Raw genomic sequence first — 21,462 nt, 5'->3', positions numbered from 1 at the left:
CGCTCCGATGAAATCCTGGCCGAGCTATACAGATCATCTGCGGCTTGGCCAGTCCCCGGACTATTGCTCCTGCCGGGCAATGTCGCCGATCAGCACCTTGATCACCTCGGGTCCGGCAGCATCCTGCGCCGCTGCCAGCATCTCCTTGCGCAACGCCTCCATATGCGCCTCGGAGGTGAAGTTTCCATCAAAGGCGCCCGTATTTGCCTGTTTCATCAGGGCTTTCAGCAGGGCGTCGCGCAACCGGTGTTCCTGCGCCTGAATGCCCGGCAGGGCCTCGGCCGAGACCTCCAGTGTCAGCGACATCACCATCACCGCGATGGTGGTTCCGTTACGCAGAATCGGCACGAAGAACTGGTTGGGAAAGCGGAACCAGTCTGCGGCCTTTTCGGTGTCGTGATCTTCGGCGGCAGGTGCGATGTCATGATCAGATGTCGTGGCAGAATGGTCGGCTTCGGCGGTATCTGCGCCATGTCCCGTTGGCGATGCGGTCGGGTTGGCCGCCGCCGCCGGCTTTGCACCATGCAGGACGTCGCCGCCGACTGCGCCGCCCAGAAAGGCCAATGCCGCAATGAGGCCAAGCAGGATCATCTTCATCTTCGACCTCGTCAGTAGGGCAGGACCATGTCCGCGATCTGCTGGCCGTAGCGGGGTTGCTGCACATCACTGATGTGACCCCGCCCGCCATAGGAGATCCGCGCGCCCGCGATGCGGTCATAGGAAATCTCGTTGCGACGACCGATGTCCGAAGGGCGAACGAAGCCGCTGACCGTCAATACCCTGACCTCGAAATTCACCCGGACTTCCTGACTGCCTTCGATGCGCAGGACGCCGTTCGGAAGCCGTTCGACGACCGTGGCCGCGACGCGCAGCGTCATCTTGTCCCGGCGCGAGATATTCCCGCTGCCCTTGTAGCTGGAGGAACTGTCGGCATCGACCAGGTCGTCCATGCTGGCACCCTCGGGCAGCACTTCGGCTGCGCGCTGGGGTAGACCGGCCAGCGCCGGGATGCTGACCTTGTCCGAGGCTTTTCGGCTGCGGCCCGAGCTGTTCTGGATCTCGGCCTTGTCGTCAATCTCGATCACCACGGTCAGGATGTCGCCGCGAGCCGAGGCGCGGCGATCCGCCACCAGCGAGCTTTGCGAGGTCGTCCAGAGCGAGGCCGTACTTTCCGTCCGCTGGGGCAGGGCAGACATCGCCGGGTCCGGTGCCAGCATCGCCTGAAACTCGGCGCTGCTTTCGGCGTCGGTCATCTTCGGGGCGCGACCCAGATGATCGGCGCGGCCGCAGGCAGACAGGCTCAGGGCGACGACAAGACCGGTGGTGACCAGATAGGTTCGTTTATTGCTCATCGCAGGTTTCCTCAGTTCTGGGCGACGATCACGGTGCCATCCGCCGCGACGCGGCCTGACAGCGTGGTGCGAGAGGCGTTGTTCATGACCCGGATGGTGTCGCCGACGCCGCCCGCGCTGAGCGCGCGGCCCTCGGTCTCGATCCGCAGGGTGTCGCGTTCATAGGCGATGGTGACCAGTTGGTTGCGTGCGACAATCCGCGGCGCGGTCAGATGGGCGGGCTCGATCGGGCGGCCTTCGCTTAGCATGACGCGCAGCTCCATCCCCAGCACGGTATCGGGGTTGTCCAGCTTGCCAACGGCTTGCGGGTCGATGCGGATATCCTCGGGCGCAAGGACGGTGCCGCTGCGCAGGGTGCGGGCCGCAACCAGTGCATCGGCAAGGGCTGGCAAGGGCAGGGTGAGCGCAAGGGCCAGAAGGACGCGGATCATCAGCGCACCTGCACCGTGGCGCCCAGCATCTGGTCGGCGGCGGTGATGACCTTGGAGTTCAGCTCATATCCGCGCTGGGCCTTGATCAGTTCGCTGATCTCGCGCACCGGATCGACCGAACTTTCCTCAAGATAACCTGCCCGCAGCGTGCCAAGCCCTTCCTCTCCGGGCGGGGCCACAAGTGGCGCGCCTGAAGCATTGGTTTCAAGGAACATGTTGCCGCCCACAGCTTCCAGCCCCTTTTCGTTCAGGAATCCGGCAAGTGTGATCTGGCCCAGATTCTCGGGGTCAACCCGGTCGCTGAAATAGGCAAAAACCTCTCCCGACGGGCTGATAGAGATGCTGCGCGCCTCTTGCGGGATGGTGATGTCGGGGACGACCGGATAGCCTTCGGAAGTGACGATCTGCCCTTCGGCCGAGCGTTTCAGGCTGCCGTCGCGAGTATAGGCCGAGATCCCCGAGGGCATCATCACCTCAATATAGCCATTGCCGTCGATAGCGACGTCCAGATCGCCATTGGTCTGGATCTGGCTGCCCTGTCCCAGCATGACGGTGACCGCCGCGGGCCGCACACCCATACCCAGCTGTACCCCCGCCGGAACCATCGCGCCGGTGGTCGCGGTCAGCGTGCCGGGACGGGTGGCCTGCTGATATTGCAGGTCGGCGAATTCGGCGCGGCGCGGGTTATATCCGGTGGTCGACATGTTCGCGAGGTTGTTCGAGATGACCTCGACCCGCATCTGTTGGGCGCTCATGCCCGTCGCGGCGATCTGGAGTGCTTTCATCCTGTGTCCTTTCAACGGGTAAGCGAGGTGATGGTCTGGCGGATGCGCTGGTCTTCCTGTTCCAGGAAGGACTGGCCCAGTTCATAGGCGCGCTGGACCTCGATCATGCGGGCAATCTCGGTGACGGGTTCGACGTTGGACTCCTCAAGAAAGCCCTGCCGGACCTTGGCGTCATCCAGCGGCGTGGGATTCGTCCCGGCCTCGAACAGGGTGCCCGCGACGTGGCGCAGGTCGGCAATATCGGGCGCGGCAAAGACGCCGACCCGGCCGATCGCCTGCCCATCCGCCGAAACGGTTCCGTCGCCGCCAACCCCAATACTGCGCGTGCCCGGCGGCACCGCGATCGGGGCCTGACCATCATCCAGCAGCGGATAGCCGTCAGGGTTGACGATCTCGCCATCGGCATTCGTCATGAAGGCGCCGGCGCGGGTCAGGCGTCCGCCCTCGGGGGTCTGAACCATGAAGAAGCCATCGCCGTCGATGGCCAGATCGTATTTGCCGCCGGTCTGGGTCATGGCACCCTGATCCAGATCCACCATCCGGCCGCGGATATTGGCCATGGCCAGGGTTTCGCCGTTCTGGGACAGCGGCACCATGTATTCCGAAAAGACCACACCCTCGCGGCGGAAGCCGGTCGTATTGGCATTGGCCATGTTGTTCGCAATGGCGCGCATTTCGCGCATCAAGCCCGATTGCCGGGTCAGCGAGGCATAGATCGCGTTATCCATCAGTGCCCCACAATCTGCGGCACGATCTGATCAGTGAAAAAGTTGGCTAGAAGCGTGGTCATGAAGCTCATGCTGACCCAGAACACCGCCAGCATCAGTGCTACCTTGGGGACAAAGGTCAGGGTCATTTCTTGCACCGAGGTCAGCGCCTGAAACAGGCCGATGACCACGCCCGCGACCAGCGCGACGACCAGCAGCGGGGCCGACATGCGCACCGCAATCCACAGCGCCTGCCGCATCAGGTCAAAGATCAGGTTCTCATCCATGGCGGCTCAGACCGGCATCCGCAGGATTTCCTGATAGGCCTCGACCACCTTGTCGCGGATCGCCACGGCGGTCTCGAGCGCGATTTCCGCCTGAGCGATGCTTTGTACCAGTTGGTGGGTGTCGGTGGCGCCGTTCATTGCGCCCATGGCGGTGATGTCCACCTGGTCCATGACCTGCGCGAATTCGGCGGCTGCGGCGGTAACACCTTGCGGCAATCCCGATGCGGGCGAGACTGCGGGCCGGGCGCGGTCATAGGCATTGGCGGCGTCAATCGATGTGATCATGGCGTGCTCCTTAACGACGGATCAGGTCGAGCAGCGCACTGCCCATCTGTCGGGATTGTTCAAAGACGCGCAAATTGGCCTCGTAGCTGCGGCCGGCTTCGCGGGCATCCGCGACCTCGACCACCAGGTCGACATTCGAGCCCTGAAAATATCCCTCATCGTCGGCCATCGGATGCGAGGGCTCAAAGATGCGGGGGAGTTCGCGCTTATCCAGCCGCGTCGGGGAAACATCGACGCCACCGGTCTTGCGGCCGAAATCCATTTCCTCGCGGAACGAAACCAGCTTGCGGCGGTAGCCGGGCGTGTCGGCATTGGCGATGTTTTCCGAGACATGGCGCAGCCGGACGGCCTGCGCGCGCATCCCCGATGCCGCCATCTCGGTTGCGGTCAACCTGTCAGTCATCATCCCTCCTTAGGCACGGCGGCCGAGGCTTGTGCGGATCATCGAAAGCGAGGCGCGGGTCACGGCCAGCGACAGATCAAATTCCTTCTTGGCCTGCGCCACGCGGATCATCTCATCCTCGATCGAAACAGAGTTTCCGTTGGGTGCGGGTTCGCCCCCGGCATCGATTTCGCGGTTCTGACCGCCCCAGCTGATTCCGGTGACATGGCCCGGCCGGGTCGCGCGCAATTCGGTCGACACGCCCGAGCGGTAGGTCTCGGAAAAGCGCGCCAGATCCTGCGACTTGAAACCGGGGGTATCGGCATTGGCGACGTTCTGGGCGATCAGCTTCTGCCGCGTCTGAGCATGGGCGGTCAGCGAACTGGCCATGCGCAGCGTGTCGATCCGGTCAAACATCGAGGGCCTCTCCTCAGTTCCGATAACCCGGTCTTAACCCTGAGAGGTTTAAAAACCGTTTCGCGGCTCGTGTTTTTGGAGTGGACGGATGGAAAAATTTCGATCGATTGCCTCGCGTATCCAAAGGCTGGATATGCTGCGCCATTTCGGATCGGTCGTGGCGATCCAAGGCGGGCTGATCTGGATTTCGGGCCTGAACCGGCAAGCGTCCGTAGGGGATCGCGTCGTTTTTTCAATGCGTTCCGGGGTGGAGCTGTGCGGAGAGGTTGTGTCGCTTAGCCGCGATGCGGTGGCGATCCTGCCCGAAGGTCCGACCGAGGGACTGGCCATCGGGACCGAGGCTGAACTGCTTTTCGCACCGCAGCTTGCACCCTCGGATCGCTGGGTCGGGCGAATCATCGATCCGTTGGGGCGTCCGCTGGACGGGCGACCGCTGAGTCCCGGTTCCGAGGAACGCGGCTTTCGTCCGGCTCCGCCGCCCGCCGCCTCGCGCAATAGGCTGGGTGCGCGGTTGGGGACCGGGCTTGCGGTCTTTGATACGATCCTGCCCTTGGTGCGCGGGCAGCGGATGGGGCTGTTCGCGGGGTCGGGGGTCGGCAAATCGACGCTGCTTTCAGCCCTTGCCCGCGGGGTTGAGGCCGATGTGGTGGTGATCGCACTGGTCGGGGAACGCGGTCGAGAGCTGCGCGAATTCGTCGAGGAAGTGCTGGGCGAGGAAGGCATGGCGCGTTCGGTGGTGATCGCCGCGACCTCGGACCAGTCGCCCTTGATGCGGCGGCGCTGCGCCTGGGCGGCGATGACGGTGGCCGAGCATTTCCGCGACAAGGGCAACCATGTCCTGTTTCTGGCCGATTCGATCACCCGCTTCGCCGAGGCCCATCGAGAGATCGCCCTGGCTGCCGGGGAAAGCCCCAGCTATCGCGGCTTTCCGCCATCGGTATCGCAGCTGATCATGTCGCTGGCCGAAAGGTCCGGGCCGGGGCCGATGGGCAGCGGCGACATTACCGCGATCTTCAGCGTGCTGGTCGCCGGATCGGATATGGAGGAGCCGGTGGCCGACATTCTGCGCGGCGTGCTGGACGGCCATGTTGTGCTGGACCGCGCGATTGCCGAACGGGGGCGCTTTCCGGCGGTGGACGTGCTGCGCTCGGTTTCACGCTCGCTGCCCCATGCGGCGAATGAGCCGGAAAACGTGCTGATCGGCAGGGCACGGGCGGCCTTGGGGGCCTATTCGGAATCCGAGCTGATGATCCGCGCCGGGCTTTACGCGCAAGGCTCAGATGCCAAGCTGGATGAGGCCGTGCGCATCTATCCGACGCTGGATCAATTCTTTACCCGCAAAAGCCCATCGGTTCGGCAGGCGTTCCAGATGCTGGCCGAGGCGCTGGCGGCATCCGGTCCGCGCTAGTCATTGGCACAGGCGGAAGCCGCCCTTGCGTGCCTTGATGTCCAGATGCAGGTGGTTTTCATGCGCAGCATTCGCCCCCGGTCCCAGCACCGTGGTGAAATGCAGGCAGGCGGTTTTGCGGACGGCCTGCTGGAAGGCCTCGGTCAGATCGCCGTCATCCTGCCGGGGCGTGATCTCGATCCGGCTGCCGTCGAGGAAGCGAAAGGCGGCGATGTCGAAGGCATTGCCAAAGGCGTGCTCGGACAGGCTTTCGCCACCATTGCCGATGGTTGGCCGACATTGATAGGTGCTGCCCGGCTCAAGTCCGGCAAGCTGGGGCTGGCCCGGCAGTAGCACCGTGGCGGGGCGGACGAAATCGCGCAGCCAATGCGCCAGATGCCGGGCGGTGTCGCAGCGCATGACCGCGCCACCGTCGATCTGGATGCCGGGCAGGGGGGCGCGCAGGGTTATCGGCCGCGCGATCCCGCAATCGGCATGGTCGGGATCGGTCAGCGGCGCGCTTTCGTCGAAATCAGCGCCCAGCAGGGTCAGTTCGAGCAGACAGGCAGAATAGGCGAAGCCATCCTCGCGCAGGGTGGCGCGGATCGGCGGGCCTGCCGGGATTTCAACCTTGGGTTCGGGTGGCTCTGGCTGGGGTTCGTCTGCCTTCGGCTTTTCGACGGCGGCGGGAGGATCAGCAGGGCGCGCCTCGGGGCGATGCTCGGCCGGACGAGGTTCCGGCCGGGGGGCTTGCGCGAAAACGGGCATGGGCAGCATCGCCATCAGCAGGAATGCCGCCCATGTCCTCATGCGATCAAAGCTGCGGCTTTTGCGCCGGCGGCGGCAACGCCCGACTGCCGACCTGGGCGTCTGGCGATGCGTCCTGCGCACGCTGGGACAGCATCTCGTCGGCGATGGCCTCGGCACGGGCCAAGGCTTCGGTCAGTGCCTCGCCGCGACCCGCCGGGGCTGCAACGGGACGGTCATTGCCCGCGATCTTGCCAGCGACGGTCGAAGCCGCTTCCTGCACGGCAGCGGCGATGGCCGCGGCATTGGTCGGGGTCTGCAGCGGGGCAGTGGCAGTGGGCGCGGTCTCGATCGGAGCCGTATAGCTGGACGAACGCGCCGGCGGACGGCTGGCCCGGATCGAGATCGGGGCGCTCGATTCCATCGCCACGGCGGAATGGGCGACATCCTCGATCCGCACGCCGGGATCGAGGAATTCGACCGTGGTGACATTGGCTTTGACCATATGGGCCAGCTCCCGTGCGTCCCAGTTCGTCAGCCGCACGCAGCCATGCGACTGGTTGACGAACAGCCGCGAGGGGGTTGCGGTTCCGTGTAGGCCATAAGTCGGCTCGCTCAGGTCGATCCAGACATCGCCGACCGGGCCGTTCGGGCCGGGCGGAATGATCAGCACGCGGTCGTTCTTGCCCTGCTTGAAATTGCGCTGCGGGTTATAGGTATAGGTCGGGTCCAGCGCCACGGCCTTGACCAGATGCGTGCCATGCGGCGAGGGCGTATCCGAGGAACCGACCGTGGCCGGGTAATCGGCGACCATGCGGCCCTTGACGTCATAAGCGGCGACGCGGCGGGTTTCCTTGTCGATGATGATCCGGGTCACGGTGGCGCGGATCGGCTTCGCGGGCCGGGTGACGCTGATCGTCGCGCCGGGCTCGAACTTGACGCCGGGATTGAGCAGCGCCAGAAACTTCTCGTCCATGTGGAAGCGTTCGCTCAGGCGCTCCAGCACGCTGGTATAGCCTTGCGAGCGCATCGCGGCCTTGTCGGCATAGTCGGCCGGGATCTTGTCCACCAGCCCCGCAGCGTCGGCCTGGGTGATGGTGTATTCGTCGGTCAGGGCCTCCGCGGCATAGACATGCAGGCGGCTCCACAGATCCGGGCTCATCCGGCCGGTCATCGGCATGCCTTCGCGGCGCTGGAACGCCTTGAGGGCGCTTTCGCTCATCCCGCCGCGCCAGCCATCTACCACGCCGGGGGAAATCCCGGAACGGTCAAGCAGGATCTGGACCTTGGCGGTCAGGGCCGACTGGCCCGCGGGCAGGTCGCCGCCGTCATAGGTGGCGGTCTCGATTTCCGCCGGAGAAACCCTGCGCAGCCCCTTCTTGCCCGAGGCGGTCGAGGCGGTGGTTCCGATCACCGTATCGCGGGCTTCCGGCACGGCGGCGGCCTGTGCGGGCAGGGTCGCGGTGACGCTGGCCGCGCGACTGGGTGGGCGGGGATGGGGGTTGGCCTCGGCCAGTGCCGCATTGCTGCCCGCGGCAAAGGCCATAGCAAGAGAGAGGCGCAGCAGGGCGCCAGTGGAAGAACCGCGTGTAGGCATGCTCGATGTCCGGTTTTATTGTTTTGCGTTTCTTGTCTGTTATGTCGAGCATTGGCCCGTTCCGCGCTTCGGGGCAAGTAAAGCGTTTACCACTTGCCCCTTTTCGCGATCAGATCTGTCCTTCGAAGCGGTGGTCGCGCGGAAAATAGCGCCGCGACAACGAAACCGGCATGTTATTGAGCCATTCAAGCCGCTCCAGATGCAGCACCGGATCGTCCTTGGGCAGGTTCAGCGCGGGGGCGACAAAGCCCGTATCCGCGGTGGCCACACCCACCGACATGCTGGCCCGATTCAGGGGCACATTGCCCAGCAGCCACTCGCAAGGGCTGATCGTTGCCAGAACGGCAGCATCCAGCCCCTTGGCAGCGAAGGTGTTGGTCCAGCGCTCTTCGCAGCAATAGGGAATACCGTCCGAGTAGAAGACCGCGCGACTGTAAAGCAGCACTTCCGAACTGCGCAGCATCATGGCCTGCGCGACATCGGCGGGGGGATTGGTTTCCGTTGCGGAAACAAGCTCGTAGCCATATTCGTGGCCGGCCGCCTCCAGCTCGCGGCGCAGCAGGGTGCGGACCAGTTGGACGCGGGGATGGATCGCGACGCGGGTGCCGACCTTGCGCCGACGTTCGACCACGCCATTTTCGGCTAGGGCCTGCATGGCGCGGTTCACGGTGGCACGGGCGCAGCCCAGTTCGGCGGCCAGATCGCATTCGGTGGGGATCAGCTCGCCCTCGGGCCAGATACCGTTCTGGATGCGCTCAAGCACGATGTCCTGAACGGCCTGCCAGGTCATGCCTTTGCGCTTGGAACCAAGAGGAAGCACGGCCGCTGCCGTGGCGAAGCTTTGGGTATGTCGAGTCATAAGATTCTAAATATGTCCGTATTGGTGTCGGGGACTCGATACGGTCGACAGCGAATGACTTGTCCGGTTGAAAACCCGGAAATGCAAAATCCGTCGGGAACGAAATTAACTCATGCGACAAGTTTTTGACGCGATATGACTGCACAGGTCAAGTGTTTCGTTAACCTCTTCCGACGATTGCCCCGTGAGTTGACATTCCGGGGGCCGGGGCAGAATGTCCCGGCACTCAGCAAGAGGTTCACACGTGTCGGAAGCAACGGCATTCCGGGCGCCGGGTCCCGCAACCACGGCATGGTCCGTGCTGGTGGCGATCAGTGCCTGCCACATGATCAACGATGTCATGCAATCCATGCTGGCGGCGATCTATCCGCTGCTGCGCGAGGAATTCACCCTGTCCTATTGGCAGATCGGGATGATGACCTTTGCCTTTCAGGTGACGGCATCATTGCTGCAGCCGGTGGTGGGCGCGATCACCGACAAGAACCCGATGCCGAAATCGCTGGCAGTGGGCATGGGATCGACCTTTGTGGGCGTGCTGCTGCTGGCGCTCGCGCATGAATACTGGGTGCTTCTGACCGGCGCGATGCTGATTGGTGTCGGTTCGGCGGTGTTCCATCCCGAAAGCTCGCGCGTGGCGCGGATCGCCTCGGGCGGGAAATTCGGCACGGCGCAGTCGCTGTTCCAACTGGGCGGAAATTTCGGCACGGCGCTTGGCCCGCTGCTGGCGGCGTTTGTCGTGGTGCCGCTGGGACGGCCCTCCATCGCGCTGTTCTCGGCGGCGGCGATGCTGGGGTCGGCCATCCTGTGGCGAATCGGGGCCTGGGCCGAGGGGCGGCGCAAGGCTGCGGGCGCACGGGGCACCGCGCATCTGTCGCTGTCGCGCGGGCGGGTGATCATGGCGATTGTCGTGCTGGCGCTGCTGACCTTCACCAAGAACATCTATACCGCCAGCATTTCCAGCTATTACACCTTCTTCCTGATCGAGAAATTCGGGCTGTCGACGCAGCAGGCGCAGCTGATGCTGTTTCTGTTCCTTGGCGGCATGGCGGCGGGGGTGATGCTGGGCGGGTTGCTGGGCGACAAGGTCGGGCCGCTCAAGGTGATCTGGTTCTCGATCCTGGGCATCCTGCCCTTTACCCTTGCGCTGCCGCATGTCGGACTGGCGGCGACCGGGGTGCTGACCGTGATCATCGGGCTGATCCTAGCTTCGGCCTTTCCGGCCATCGTGGTGTTTGCGCAAGAGTTGGTGCCGGGGCGTACCGGGCTGATCGCGGGCATTTTCTTTGGCTTTGCCTTTGGCATGGGCGGGATCGCTGCGGCGGTTCTGGGGGTGCTGGCCGATGCCAAGGGGATCGAGTTTGTCTATAAATTGTGTTCATACCTTCCTCTGATGGGGCTGTTGACGGTGTTCCTGCCGAGGATGAAGCATTCCTGAGCGATAAGCGGGGGCTCTGCCCCCGTACCCCCGGGATATTTGGACAAGAAAGAATATGAGCAGCATCAAGATCCGGCCGATCACGGCCGAGGAATTCGCGCCCTTCGGTGAGCTTCTGGCACCGCGCGACCAGCCCACGAAGATGATCAATGCCGGACGCTGCGAGCGTCATCACGCGCTGGCCACGGTCGAGCGGTCGGGGGGCGAGGCGATCATCTCGATCTTTCGGTCCGAGCCGGTGAGCCTGCCCTATGACTGCACCTTGCTGGAGCGTCATCCGCTGGGCTCGCAGGCGTTCTTTCCGCTGGGACCGGATGACTGGATGTCGATCGTTGCGCCGGATGATGGCGGGCGGCCGGGTACGCCGCTGGCCTTCCTTGTGCCCGCAGGCATGGGGGTGAACCTGCGCGCCGGGGTCTGGCACGGGGTGCTGACGCCACTGGATCGGGCCGCGGATTTTCTGGTCGTCGACCGCGAGGGCGCGGGCGTGAACCTTGAGGAAGTCTCCATCGCGCCGGTGACGGTCCTGCCATGAGCGCGCCGGACTATTCGCTTGAGGCCGAGGCAATCCAGCGCGGCGCGCGACACGTCGCCGGGGTCGATGAGGTCGGGCGGGGCCCGCTGGCCGGGCCGGTGACGGCGGCGGCGGTGATCCTTTACCCTGACCGCATCCCCGAGGGTTTGAACGATTCAAAGAAGCTGACCGCCAAGCGCCGCGATGCGCTGGCGGACCAAATAATGGTCTGCTGCGACTGGGCCATCGCCCATGCCAGCGTCGAGGAAATCGACGAATTGAACATCCTGCGCGCCTCGCATCTGGCGATGTGTCGGGCGATAGCCGGGCTGCGACAGCGGCCTTGTCTGGCGCTTGTCGACGGCAATATGCTGCCCCGCGGGCTGGAGATGCCGGGGCAGGCCGTGGTCAAGGGCGACGCGCGCAGCCTGTCGATTGCGGCGGCCTCGATCCTTGCGAAAGTGGCGCGTGATCGCATCATGGTGGATTTGGCGCAACAGCACCCCGGTTACGGCTGGGAGGGGAATGCAGGTTACCCTACGGCAAGTCACCGGCAGGCCCTGCTAGATCTGGGCGTGACCCCACATCATAGGCGCAGCTTTGCGCCTGTCCACAACATCTTGTGTAAAGGCCTGTTGACAAGTTCTTGATTCAAAAAAGAATTTGACGCCGAATCAGTCGTGAATCATCATCTGCCCAACAAGATCGGCCACAAAGCAGCCGAAATCCGAGGCAGTGAATGACAAAGCACGAGACGAAGAACCGCGCGATTGCGCGGAATCTACCGCTTAACCAGATTCTGGCCGGCGACTGCGTCGAGGTGATGAATTCGCTGCCCGCGAATAGCGTCGACCTGATTTTCGCCGACCCGCCCTACAACCTGCAGCTCAAGGGAGAGCTGCACCGTCCCGACAATTCGCGTGTCGATGCGGTCGATGATCATTGGGACCAGTTTGCCGGTTTCGCCGCCTATGACCGCTTCACCCGGGAATGGATGGCGGCGGCGCGCCGCATCCTGAAACCCGATGGCGCGATCTGGGTGATCGGTTCGTATCACAACATCTTCCGCGTCGGGGCCGAGCTGCAGAACCAGGGCTTCTGGATTCTGAACGATGTGGTCTGGCGCAAGACCAACCCGATGCCGAATTTCCGCGGCAAGCGGTTGACCAATGCCCATGAGACGATGATCTGGGCCAGCAAATCCGAAAGCGCCAAATACACCTTCAACTATGAGGCGCTGAAATCGCTGAACGAGGGCGTGCAGATGCGCTCGGACTGGGTGCTGCCGATCTGCACCGGGGGCGAGCGACTGAAGGACAAGGACGGGGCCAAGGCCCATCCGACCCAAAAGCCCGAGGCGCTGTTGCACCGGCTGCTGATCGGCTCGACCAATCCCGGCGACGTGGTGCTGGACCCGTTCTTCGGGACCGGTACGACCGGCGCGGTGGCCAAGATGCTGGGCCGCGACTTCATCGGCATCGAACGCGAGCAGGCCTACCGCGAGGTTGCCGAAAAGCGTATCGCCCGCGTTCGCAAATTCGACAATGAAGCCCTTGTCACCACCAAGGCCAAGCGGGCCGAGCCACGCGTGCCCTTTGGTCAGGTGGTCGAGCGTGGCATGCTGCGTCCGGGCGAGGAGCTTTTCTCGATGGACAATCGCCACAAGGCCAAGGTGCGCGCCGACGGCAGTCTGATCGGCAATGACATCAAGGGCTCGATCCATCAGGTCGGGGCCGCGCTGGAAGGCGCGCCGACCTGCAACGGCTGGACCTACTGGCATTTCCGGCGCGAGGGGAAAATGGTCCCCATCGACACGCTGCGCCAGCAGATCCGCGCCGAGATGGAGGCTGACAAGGGGCGTCCCAATTAAGGTTTTCGCCGTGTCCCCAAGCCGCGTGCTCTGGTGCGGCCGGGACCGCCTTGCCCCGTCCTGCGGAGAGCCGCCGGACGGGGTTTTTTATAGCGCGTTGCGCGGCTGGGGCAGGGTGCCGCGGTTATATTCCGACCAATCCGCGATCTCGGGATAGAATTGCCGCCGCCACGCCCGGACGCGGGGGTTCATCCGCCGGCGCCATAGCGGCGGAATCATCGCAAGGAAGGTCATGGCCGGATAACCCAGCGGCAGTTGTGGGGCCTGTTCCCGATCATAGGTCTGCAGCAGGGGAAAGCGGCGGTCGGGCTTGTAATGATGGTCGGAATGGCGCTGCAGGTTGATCAGCAGCCAGTTCGTCGCCGTATGCGACGAATTCCAGCTGTGCCGGGGCAGGACATGTTCGTAGCGGCCATTGCCCAGGTGCTTACGGGTCAGGCCGTAATGTTCGACGTAATTGGTCAGTTCCAGCTGCCAGACCGCGATGAAAGCCTGCCAGATGAACAGGGCCAGCCCCTGCCAGCCGCCAAGCAGCAACGCCAGCGCCAGCATCCCCAGTTGCAGCGCGCCGTAGCGCCAGAAGGGGTTACGGCGGTCGAATTTAGACCGCCCGGCACGGGCCAGCCTGCGGGTTTCGGCCGCCCAAGCGCTTTTCGGGCATTCCATCAGCACGCGCAGGAAATAGCGAAAGAAGCCCTCATTGTAGCGGGCGGAAACAGCATCGCGCGGGGTGGCGACCCAACTGTGATGCACCAGCAGATGTTCTGTGCGGAAATGCGAATAAAGCGTCGAGGCCAGCAGCAAGTCGCCCAGCCAGCGCTCGACCGGGTTCTTCTGGTGCAGCAATTCGTGTGAGTAAACGATGCCGATTGTTCCCGAGGCGATGCCGATGCCAAAGAACAGGCCCAGCCTTTCCCATCCCGATAGACCGCTGCGGGTAGCGAACCAGATGCCGCCAAAGATCATCGCGAACTGGATGGGGAACCAGATCACGGTGATGGCGCGATACCAGAACAGCTGCGTCTCGGGCGTTTCGGTGTCGGGGTTTTCGTCGTTCAAACCAAGAACCGCGTCCAGCATGGTCATCAGGTACCATGCGTAAAGCGGCATCAGGGCCCACCACCAGCCGCCGAAACGCGCGGCAAGGAAGGCCAGCGGGACCATGCCCAAAGACAGCCAGAAGGGCAGGGCGTCGATCAGTCGGGCACGAAAGGCGGTTTGCATCGGTCAACCATCACGTTTCTGAGGTCGGCTTGCCATGGCGACGGGTCGTCGCGGGGCGGGCTGGATTGGGGCGGGCCAGCGCCCATGCCTTGCGCATCAGGCCGGGCAGGGCGGTGGCGCTGAATTCGCCAAGCGGCACCAGCCTGCCCCTTTCGGGGGGCAGGGTCAACTCGGCCGTCATCACGGTCAGGTCCAGTGCGAAATGGGTAAAGACATGACGGACAAGGCCCAGCTCCTGCCAGTCGGCCACCGCGGGCGGCGGCAGGTCGGAGCCGTCCCAGCCCGCCGAGGGGAAGGCCAGCGTACCGCCCAGAAGCCCCTTGTCGGGCCGGGTTTCGACCAGCACCCTGCTGCCGGAAAAGCCGATCCAGACCGTGCCCTGCCTTTGCGGCTTGGCCTTTTTCGGCATCTTGCGCGGTAGCTCGGCGGCGATGCCCAGCCGACGCGCCTGACAGAATTCGATGACCGGGCAAATGCCGCAGGCCGGACTGCGCGGCGTGCAGATGGTCGCGCCCAGATCCATCATCGCCTGCGCGTAATCGCCGGGGCGCAAGGTGGGGGTCTGCGCGGCGGCAAGGCGATAGATCTCGGGCTTCGAGGCGGGCAGCGGTTCCTCAAGCGCATGCAGGCGAGAGATCACCCGCTCGACATTGCCGTCCACCACCGTCTCGGGGCGGTCAAAGGCGATCGCGCCGATCGCGGCCGAGGTATAGGGACCGATGCCGGGCAGCGCCGCCAGCCCCTCACGCGTGTCGGGAAACTGCCCCAGGGCGGCGACGGCACGGGCGCAGGCGACAAGATTGCGGGCGCGGGCGTAATAGCCAAGGCCCGCCCATTCGGCCATGACCTGATCATCCGGCGCTGCGGCCAGATCCTGAACAGTGGGCCATAGCTGGGTGAAGCGCTCGAAATAGGATTTCACCGCGACGACGGTCGTCTGCTGCAGCATCACCTCGGACAGCCAGACGCGATAGGGATCGGCCTGTCCCTGACCGGGCGGCATGCGCCATGGCAGGACGCGGGCATGACGGTCATACCAGTCCAGCAATTCCGCCGATATCACCCTCGAGTCACGCAATTTTCAGTACTCCGCTCTGGCGTCCGCGCGCGGCTCGGTCCAGACTGCGCGCAGCTTAATCACATGGTCACCCTATGGCCCAGAAGAAACCCGATAGTTCACCGCGCCGTCGGATGCGCGGGTTCGAGGCCGCGGCAAATCTTGTCGCGCACCGGGTCCGCTCGGTGGGTGAGCAGCGCGGCTTTGCCGTCGCGCGGCTGCTGACCAACTGGGCCGAGGTGGTCGGCCCCGAGATCGCAGCCCATGCCCGCCCCGTCAAGATCAGCCATGGCAAGGGCTTCGGCGCGACCCTGACGCTGCTGGTGGCGGGCGCGCGCGCGCCGATGATCAATATGCAGCTGGAACAGATCCGCCAGAAGGTGAACGCCTGCTATGGCTTCAACGCGGTGTCGCGGATCAGCCTGACCCAGACCGCGCCCACCGGATTTGCCGATGCGAACGGCTTTGCCGAGGAACAGGCGGGCTTTGCCGCTCCGCGCCGGACGGCGCCACCCGATCCCGCCCGCATCGCCCGCGCGGAAGCAATCGCGCAGGATTTCGACGATCCCCAGCTTTCGGCCGCGATGCGGCAGATGGCGCTGAACATCCTGTCCCGCCGGGACACCAACGACCGAAAGGCCAATTCATGATTTCCACCCGCCGTTCCCTGATCGCTGCCGCCACGGCTGCGCTGGCCTTTTCCGTGGTCTCGCCGGTCATGGCGCAAGAAGCCCAGCCCGCGCCCGCCGAGGAGCAGATGCCCGAGGGCAAGATCCTTGAGGATATCGCGCTGGGCAATGCCGACGCTCCGGTCACCATCGTCGAATATGCCAGCTTCACCTGCAGCCATTGCGCGGCTTTCCATGAGGAAAACTGGCCCAAGCTGAAGGCCGAGTATATCGAGACCGGCAAGGTCAAGTTCATTCAGCGCGATGTCTATTTCGACGCGGTGGGCCTGTGGGCCGGCATTCTGGCGCGCTGCGGCGGTGACTCGAAATACTACGCCGTTTCGGACCTGCTGTTCGACGATCAGAAAACCTGGCTGAACGCGAAATCGGGCGATGAGATCGCCGCGAACCTGCGCAAGGTCGGTGCCAAGGCCGGCATGACGCCCGAGCAGATGGATGCTTGCTGGGCCGACAAGCAGCAGGTCGCCAATCTGGTCGCCACCTTCCAGAAGAACGCGACCGCCGACAAGATCGAGGGCACGCCGACCTTCATCATCGCGGGCGAAACGGTCCAGAACCAGCCTTGGGATGACATGAAGAAGATCATCGACGCCAAGATCGCCGAGGCCGAGAAGAAGTAATGACCCCGCTTGCCGGCCTGAAGGTCGTCGAGCTTGCCCGTATTCTGGCCGGCCCCTGGGCCGGCCAGATCCTTGCCGATCTGGGGGCCGAGGTCATCAAGGTCGAGGCTCCGGAAGGGGACGATACCCGACGCTGGGGTCCCCCTTTCATCGAGCATGAGGGCGAGCGGGCAGCGGCCTATTTCCATGCGACCAATCGCGGCAAGCGCTCGGTCACTGCCGATTTCCGCACCCCCGAAGGGCAGGCCAAGGTCCGCGAGTTGATCGCGGATGCCGATGTGGTCATCGAGAACTTCAAGGTCGGCGGCCTTGCGAAATACGGGTTGGATTATGCCAGTCTGGCAGCGCTGAACCCGCGGCTGGTCTATTGCAGCGTGACCGGTTTCGGTCAGACCGGGCCTTACGCGCATCGCGCGGGCTATGACTACATCATTCAGGGCATGTCCGGGCTGATGAGCGTCACCGGCGAACCCGACGCCCAGCCGCAAAAGGTCGGCGTGGCGGTGGTGGACATCTTTACCGGCGTCTATTCGGTCGTGGGCATCCTAGCGGCGCTGAACCAACGCAACGCGACCGGGCGCGGGCAGCATGTCGACATGGCGCTGTTCGACGTGGCAACCACCGTCATGGCCAATCAGGCGATGAACTATCTGGCCACCGGCAAGGCACCGTCGCGGCTGGGCAATGCCCATCCGAACCTTGTGCCCTATGCGGTCTTTGACTGCGCCGATGGCTGGATCATCATCGCGACCGGCAATGACGGGCAATATCGGCGGCTGTGTGCGGTCCTAGGCCTGCCTGCACTGGCCGATGCGCCCGCCTATGCCAGCAATGCCGACCGCATCGCCAATCGCGAGGCGCTGAGCGCGGCGCTGTCCGCCGTGACCGTGACATGGACGCGCGACGATCTGCTGGCCGCATTGGAGGCCGAAGGCGTCCCTGCCGGACCGATCAACGACATGGCGGATGTCTTTGCTGACCCGCAGATTATGGCGCGGGGCTTGCGGATTTCGCCGCAGGGCGTGCCGGGGCTGCGCCTGCCCATCCGCTTTTCCGAGGCCGAACTGTCATTGGATCGGGCCTCGCCACGTCTGGGCGAGGGCGATCACAACCCCAGCGCCTGAAGCCTCTCGTCCAGCGGGGCTGCATCCTGCAGCTCCAGCCGGACGGGCAGGGCCAGAACCTGCGGACGGAAGCTGCGCGGCAGGCGGGCGGCGTCCTTTTCGGTGGTGACCAACTGGGCGCGGGTCAACCTTGCCTCGGTTTCCAGCCGGGTCAGCAGGGCAGGGGTGAAGGGCTGGTGATCCTCAAGCGGTTCCGCCCGCGCGATCTCGGCCCCCAAGCTGCGTAGCGTGGCAAAGAACTTCTCGGGATGGCCGATGCCGGCAAAGGCCAGCACCCGCAACCCCTGCCAGTCCATGCCGGTCTGCAGCGGCGCAAGCCGCCCGCGCAGATGCGGCAGCGTCAGTTTCGCCCCCCATTGCGCGGCAAATGCGTCCTGCGCGTCGGGTTCTCCGATCGACAGCAACAGGTCGGCACGGGCAAGGCCGCGGCTGACCGGCTCGCGCAGCGGTCCGGCGGGCAGGCACAGCCCGTTGCCAAAACCCTTGGCCGCATCGACGACGACCAGCGACAGGTCGTGATGCAGCGACGGGTCCTGAAAGCCGTCATCCAGCAGGATCGTCTGCGCCCCCGCCGCGACTGCTGCCTTTGCACCCTCGACCCGAGAATCCGCAACCCAGACCGGGGCAAAGGCCGCCATCAGCAGCGGCTCATCGCCGACCTGTTCGGCGCGGTGGCGTGCCTCATCGACGCGGGTCGGGCCCTTTTCGGTGCCACCGAACCCGCGCGAGACGATATGCACATCGACGCCGCGCTGCTGCAGCCGTTGTGCCAACATGATGGTCGAGGGCGTCTTGCCGGTCCCGCCCGCGTTGATATTGCCGACGCAGATCACCGGAACGCCGGGGCGGAGGCGCGCGCCACCCGCAACCCGGCGCGCCGTTCCCGCTGCATATAGCGCGCCCAGCGGCGACAAGGCGCGGGCCGCAAGACCGGGTGGCCGGAACCAGAAATCGGGGGCGCGCAGGCTCAATCCGCTTCCTCCATCGCATCGATCACCGCATCGGCGATGCGGCGGATGACGGCTGCGCCGCCGGTGCTGACCGACCACGCATTGCCCGCCAGTATCGCGGCCTGATCGGGGGCTGTCAGGTCCGAGACCGCCCGGCTGAGCGTCTCGGCATCGCTGACCTGTCGTGCGGCCGAAGCGCCGCCCAGTTGCACCCATTCCGCCGCATGAGTGCCGGGCATCGGGCCGTGGATAATCGCCGAACCCAGCGCTGCGGGTTCGAAAGGATGACGTGGGGCAAGGCCGGGGCCGGGGAAAAGCGTGCCGCCCATGAAGGTCACCGGGGCCAAGCGATACCACAGCCCCATCTCATAGGGGTCATCGGCAATCAGCACATGGTCATCGGCCATGGGGTCTTCGTCTTCTGAGCGCAGGACGCTGGCAAGGCCCAGCGTTTCGGCCTCGGCACGGATGGCCGGCACCAGATCCTCGGGCAGCGCGGCAAGGATCAGCAGCGCCCGGTGATTATGCTGCAAGGCCAGATGATGGGCGCGAAGCGCGGCCTTGATCTCGGGGAAGGTCGGGGCGGCGGCCAGCCAGACATGACGGCCGCGCAGGATCTGGGCAAGGGCCGCGCGCTCGGCCTCGTTGGCATGCAGGGGGGGCAGGGTCTCGGTCACCGGGCCGGTCATCTCGATCCGCTCGGGCGCGGCGCCAAGCTGGCGCGCGGTGGCTCCGGCGGCCATGTCGGGGACCAGAACACGGGACAGGCGCTGCATCAGACCGCGATTGACCATGCCGCGCCACAACCCGCGGCGTTCATAGTCGGTCAGCCGGGCTTCGGCCAACACCACCGGAAGTCGGTCTTCGGCCATGCCGGTGATCAGCGCCGAGGGCAGTTGTCCGCCGATCAGCAGCAGCGCTTGTGGCTTCAGCCTGTCGATGATGTCGCGGACCGCCGCCGGGTCGCGTGGCTGGCCCAGATGGGTGGATTTGACGCCTGCGGGCAGGGCGTCCTCGGGCAGTGGCGCGCCGGTAAAGGCGAGGCGCAGGCCCGGCCTGCGCACCAGCAGCGCCTTGACCACGCCCTGAATAGGCAGTGGTTCATCGGCGCGTTCGGACAGATGGACAAGGATCAGCGTGCCGCTGCCCGGCGGGGCCTCGGGCGGCGCGGCACCGCCCGGACCCAGGGCCGAGCGCCGCCGCAGATGCAGCCACAGGGCCAGAGACGAGCCTACTTGTCCCGGAGGGGGCATCCCTTATCCGCCTGTCCGGCCGCGATCAGCTGCCGAGTTCCTCGGTCGGGCTGATCTCGCGTTCTTCGTCGCGCAGGCGGTGCAGATGGGCAATGAAATAGCGGGTATGGGCGCTGTCCACGGTCCGCTGGGCCTCGGCCTTCCACGCGGCGAAGGCGCTGTCGTAATCGGGGAAAATACCGACGACGTGAATGTTCTTGGTGTCACGGAATTCCGTCCGGGACGGGTCCACGAGCTCGCCCCCGAAGACGAGGTGAAGACGCTGAGGCATCCTGTTTCTCCTGCTGTCGCAATCTGGCGCGAACCTATCCGAGCCGGGCAGAGGAACCAAGGGCAAACGGTCTTATCGAAGGTCCGCAAGGGCGGACACAATCGCGTCAGTCGCAGGATCGAGGTTGGCTGCCAGTCCCGGTCTGTCGGGGATGGTACGGGCGGCGGGACTCGAACCCGCACAGGCTTGCGCCCCAGGGAGTTTAAGTCCCATGCGTCTACCATTCCGCCACGCCCGCGCCTGTTCCGTGGCTAGCGGGAGGGACGGCAATTGGCAAGGTCAGAAGCTGCGCGTCGGGCGGTCGAAGACCTTGCGTCCCATCAGCGATCCGACCAGATCGACCATCAGTTTTGCGGTGCGCCCGCGATCATCAAGGAACGGGTTCAGCTCGACAAGATCAAGCGAGGTCATCAGCCCGGATTCGTGCAAAAGCTCGCAGACCAGATGCGCCTCGCGGAAAGTGGTGCCACCGGGAACGGTGGTGCCGACGGCGGGTGCGATCGAAGGGTCGAGGAAATCGACATCCAGACTGACATGCAGCAGCCCGTTTTCGGCCCGCACCCGGTCCAGAAAGGCCCGCAGCGGAGCAGCAATGCCATGTTCGTCCAGAACCCGCATGTCGTTCACGGTGATCCGGGTTTCCTCAAGCGCGGCATGCTCCGCCGGATCGACCGAGCGGATGCCGAACATGCAGATGTTCTGGCCCGGAACGGGTGCGGGGAAGGGCGGAAAGGGCTCGAACCCCGCGCGTCCGGCGGCATAGGCCATCGGCGTTCCATGCAGGTTCCCCGAGGTCGTCGTCCGCACCGTGTGGAAATCGCTATGCGCATCCAGCCAGATCACGAAAAGCGGTCGACCCTCGGCCTGCGCATGAGCCGCCACCCCGGCCACCGTTCCCAGGGACAGCGAATGGTCGCCGCCCATGAAGATCGGTACGCCATCCGGCATCGCCGCGCTGGCCGAGGCGGAGAGCGCCTCGGTCCAGGCGATCACCTCGGGCAGGTGGTGGACGGCGGGATTGTCGCAGGTCTGACCCCGGCCTGCGGCGGGGATGACATCGCCGCGATCCTCGACCGTGTGGCCAAGCTCGGTCAGGGTTCGGGCCAGCCCCGCCACCCGATAGGCGGCCGGGCCCATCAGGCAACCGGCGCGGCGCTGGCCTTCATCGACGGGGCAACCGATCAGGATGCAATGGGTCATCGTTCCTCCTGCTATGGAT

General features: G+C 64.9%; 26 protein-coding genes and 1 tRNA gene. 8 read left to right on the top strand and 19 right to left on the bottom strand.

Annotated elements, in window-relative coordinates; all coding sequences use genetic code 11:
• Positions 1-60 precede the first annotated feature (60 nt).
• The 9 genes from IB235_RS05765 to IB235_RS05725 are packed head-to-tail and all read right to left on the bottom strand — an operon-like array spanning position 61 to position 4,646.
• On the bottom strand, positions 61-597 hold the full coding sequence (locus IB235_RS05765; protein ID WP_192336019.1) for a flagellar basal body-associated FliL family protein: 537 nt from the start codon (positions 595-597) through the stop codon (positions 61-63).
• Positions 598-608: 11 nt separating this feature from the next.
• The gene (gene flgH / locus IB235_RS05760) at positions 609-1,352 is read right to left on the bottom strand and encodes a flagellar basal body L-ring protein FlgH (protein ID WP_192336018.1); all 744 of its coding nucleotides are present in this window, start codon (positions 1,350-1,352) and stop codon (positions 609-611) included.
• Positions 1,353-1,363: 11 nt separating this feature from the next.
• Positions 1,364-1,783, bottom strand: a complete 420-nt coding sequence (gene flgA, locus IB235_RS05755; RefSeq protein WP_192336017.1) for a flagellar basal body P-ring formation chaperone FlgA — start codon at positions 1,781-1,783, stop codon at positions 1,364-1,366.
• The gene (flgG, locus tag IB235_RS05750; protein WP_192336016.1) at positions 1,783-2,568 is read right to left on the bottom strand and encodes a flagellar basal-body rod protein FlgG; all 786 of its coding nucleotides are present in this window, start codon (positions 2,566-2,568) and stop codon (positions 1,783-1,785) included. The genes flgA and flgG overlap by 1 nt, the downstream gene beginning before the upstream one ends.
• Positions 2,569-2,579: 11 nt before the next feature.
• On the bottom strand, positions 2,580-3,296 hold the full coding sequence (locus tag IB235_RS05745; protein ID WP_192336015.1) for a flagellar hook-basal body complex protein: 717 nt from the start codon (positions 3,294-3,296) through the stop codon (positions 2,580-2,582).
• Entirely contained in the window at positions 3,296-3,562 is a 267-nt protein-coding gene (locus tag IB235_RS05740; RefSeq protein WP_192336014.1) for a flagellar biosynthetic protein FliQ, read from the bottom strand. Before IB235_RS05740 ends, IB235_RS05745 begins: the two co-directional genes overlap by 1 nt.
• A gap of 6 nt (positions 3,563-3,568) precedes the next feature.
• Positions 3,569-3,847: a flagellar hook-basal body complex protein FliE gene (locus tag IB235_RS05735; protein WP_155038641.1), complete on the bottom strand. Its 279-nt coding sequence runs from the start codon at positions 3,845-3,847 to the stop codon at positions 3,569-3,571.
• 10 nt (positions 3,848-3,857) lie between these two features.
• Complete coding sequence (gene flgC, locus IB235_RS05730) at positions 3,858-4,250, bottom strand: flagellar basal body rod protein FlgC (protein WP_192336013.1); 393 nt, start codon at positions 4,248-4,250, stop codon at positions 3,858-3,860.
• Between the two features lie 9 nt (positions 4,251-4,259).
• On the bottom strand, positions 4,260-4,646 hold the full coding sequence (locus tag IB235_RS05725; RefSeq protein WP_192336012.1) for a FlgB family protein: 387 nt from the start codon (positions 4,644-4,646) through the stop codon (positions 4,260-4,262).
• An 88-nt stretch (positions 4,647-4,734) separates the two neighbouring features.
• Here IB235_RS05725 and IB235_RS05720 point away from each other — a divergent pair, with 88 nt between their 5' ends.
• Complete coding sequence (locus IB235_RS05720) at positions 4,735-6,054, top strand: FliI/YscN family ATPase (protein ID WP_192336011.1); 1,320 nt, start codon at positions 4,735-4,737, stop codon at positions 6,052-6,054.
• On the opposite strand, the gene IB235_RS05715 is transcribed toward IB235_RS05720, so the two are convergent.
• The 3 genes from IB235_RS05715 to IB235_RS05705 form a co-directional block, all read right to left on the bottom strand.
• On the bottom strand, positions 6,055-6,843 hold the full coding sequence (locus IB235_RS05715) for an extensin family protein (protein WP_192336010.1): 789 nt from the start codon (positions 6,841-6,843) through the stop codon (positions 6,055-6,057).
• Between the two features lie 4 nt (positions 6,844-6,847).
• Positions 6,848-8,377 (bottom strand): L,D-transpeptidase, encoded by a 1,530-nt coding sequence (locus tag IB235_RS05710; RefSeq protein WP_225612085.1) that lies wholly within the window; start codon positions 8,375-8,377, stop codon positions 6,848-6,850.
• A 109-nt stretch (positions 8,378-8,486) separates the two neighbouring features.
• Positions 8,487-9,167 (bottom strand): GntR family transcriptional regulator, encoded by a 681-nt coding sequence (locus IB235_RS05705; RefSeq protein WP_225612084.1) that lies wholly within the window; start codon positions 9,165-9,167, stop codon positions 8,487-8,489.
• 394 nt (positions 9,168-9,561) lie between these two features.
• On the opposite strand from IB235_RS05705, the gene IB235_RS05700 reads away from it, so the two are divergent.
• The 4 genes from IB235_RS05700 to IB235_RS05685 all read left to right on the top strand — a co-directional run bounded on the left by IB235_RS05700 (position 9,562) and on the right by IB235_RS05685 (position 13,055).
• Positions 9,562-10,671 (top strand): MFS transporter, encoded by a 1,110-nt coding sequence (locus IB235_RS05700; RefSeq protein WP_225612101.1) that lies wholly within the window; start codon positions 9,562-9,564, stop codon positions 10,669-10,671.
• Between the two features lie 55 nt (positions 10,672-10,726).
• Positions 10,727-11,206, top strand: coding sequence for an ureidoglycolate lyase (locus IB235_RS05695; protein ID WP_192336009.1), 480 nt, complete (start codon positions 10,727-10,729; stop codon positions 11,204-11,206).
• Complete coding sequence (locus IB235_RS05690; protein WP_192336008.1) at positions 11,203-11,835, top strand: ribonuclease HII; 633 nt, start codon at positions 11,203-11,205, stop codon at positions 11,833-11,835. Before IB235_RS05695 ends, IB235_RS05690 begins: the two co-directional genes overlap by 4 nt.
• 89 nt (positions 11,836-11,924) lie before the next feature.
• A complete protein-coding gene (locus IB235_RS05685; protein ID WP_155038632.1) occupies positions 11,925-13,055 on the top strand; it encodes a site-specific DNA-methyltransferase in 1,131 nt (376 codons plus the stop codon).
• 87 nt (positions 13,056-13,142) lie between these two features.
• Here IB235_RS05685 and IB235_RS05680 read toward each other — a convergent pair whose 3' ends face one another.
• On the bottom strand, positions 13,143-14,279 hold the full coding sequence (locus tag IB235_RS05680) for an alkane 1-monooxygenase (protein WP_192336007.1): 1,137 nt from the start codon (positions 14,277-14,279) through the stop codon (positions 13,143-13,145).
• Positions 14,280-14,289: 10 nt separating this feature from the next.
• Complete coding sequence (locus IB235_RS05675; RefSeq protein WP_370576839.1) at positions 14,290-15,357, bottom strand: A/G-specific adenine glycosylase; 1,068 nt, start codon at positions 15,355-15,357, stop codon at positions 14,290-14,292.
• A 74-nt stretch (positions 15,358-15,431) separates the two neighbouring features.
• Between IB235_RS05675 and IB235_RS05670 the strand changes: the two genes are divergently transcribed.
• Genes IB235_RS05670 through IB235_RS05660 form a run of 3 tightly spaced genes read left to right on the top strand, consistent with a single transcriptional unit; the run spans position 15,432 to position 17,769 of the window.
• Entirely contained in the window at positions 15,432-15,986 is a 555-nt protein-coding gene (locus tag IB235_RS05670; protein WP_225612083.1) for a DUF721 domain-containing protein, read from the top strand.
• Positions 15,983-16,645 carry a DsbA family protein gene (locus IB235_RS05665; RefSeq protein WP_155038630.1) on the top strand — a complete coding sequence of 221 codons (663 nt, stop codon included), beginning with the start codon at positions 15,983-15,985 and terminating at the stop codon, positions 16,643-16,645. Before IB235_RS05670 ends, IB235_RS05665 begins: the two co-directional genes overlap by 4 nt.
• Positions 16,645-17,769 (top strand): CaiB/BaiF CoA-transferase family protein, encoded by a 1,125-nt coding sequence (locus tag IB235_RS05660; RefSeq protein WP_192336006.1) that lies wholly within the window; start codon positions 16,645-16,647, stop codon positions 17,767-17,769. Before IB235_RS05665 ends, IB235_RS05660 begins: the two co-directional genes overlap by 1 nt.
• Here the strand turns inward: IB235_RS05660 and lpxK are convergent.
• From lpxK to rocF, 5 genes are all read right to left on the bottom strand, one after another.
• Positions 17,751-18,734 (bottom strand): tetraacyldisaccharide 4'-kinase, encoded by a 984-nt coding sequence (gene lpxK, locus IB235_RS05655; RefSeq protein WP_192336229.1) that lies wholly within the window; start codon positions 18,732-18,734, stop codon positions 17,751-17,753. The two genes, IB235_RS05660 and lpxK, sit on opposite strands and share 19 nt — an antisense overlap.
• Positions 18,735-18,736: 2 nt before the next feature.
• Positions 18,737-19,972: a 3-deoxy-D-manno-octulosonic acid transferase gene (locus IB235_RS05650; RefSeq protein WP_192336005.1), complete on the bottom strand. Its 1,236-nt coding sequence runs from the start codon at positions 19,970-19,972 to the stop codon at positions 18,737-18,739.
• A 25-nt stretch (positions 19,973-19,997) separates the two neighbouring features.
• On the bottom strand, positions 19,998-20,243 hold the full coding sequence (locus IB235_RS05645; protein ID WP_155038627.1) for a DUF4170 domain-containing protein: 246 nt from the start codon (positions 20,241-20,243) through the stop codon (positions 19,998-20,000).
• A gap of 152 nt (positions 20,244-20,395) precedes the next feature.
• A tRNA-Leu gene (locus tag IB235_RS05640) sits at positions 20,396-20,481 on the bottom strand.
• 41 nt (positions 20,482-20,522) lie between these two features.
• Positions 20,523-21,443, bottom strand: coding sequence for an arginase (gene rocF / locus IB235_RS05635; RefSeq protein WP_155038626.1), 921 nt, complete (start codon positions 21,441-21,443; stop codon positions 20,523-20,525).
• Positions 21,444-21,462 lie beyond the last annotated feature (19 nt).

It is taken from the genome of Paracoccus sp. PAR01, from assembly GCF_014851995.1.
Lineage (GTDB): Bacteria > Pseudomonadota > Alphaproteobacteria > Rhodobacterales > Rhodobacteraceae > Paracoccus > Paracoccus litorisediminis.
Note: the sequence above shows the minus strand (reverse complement) of the source record. Positions and strands in the feature narration are given on the sequence as shown.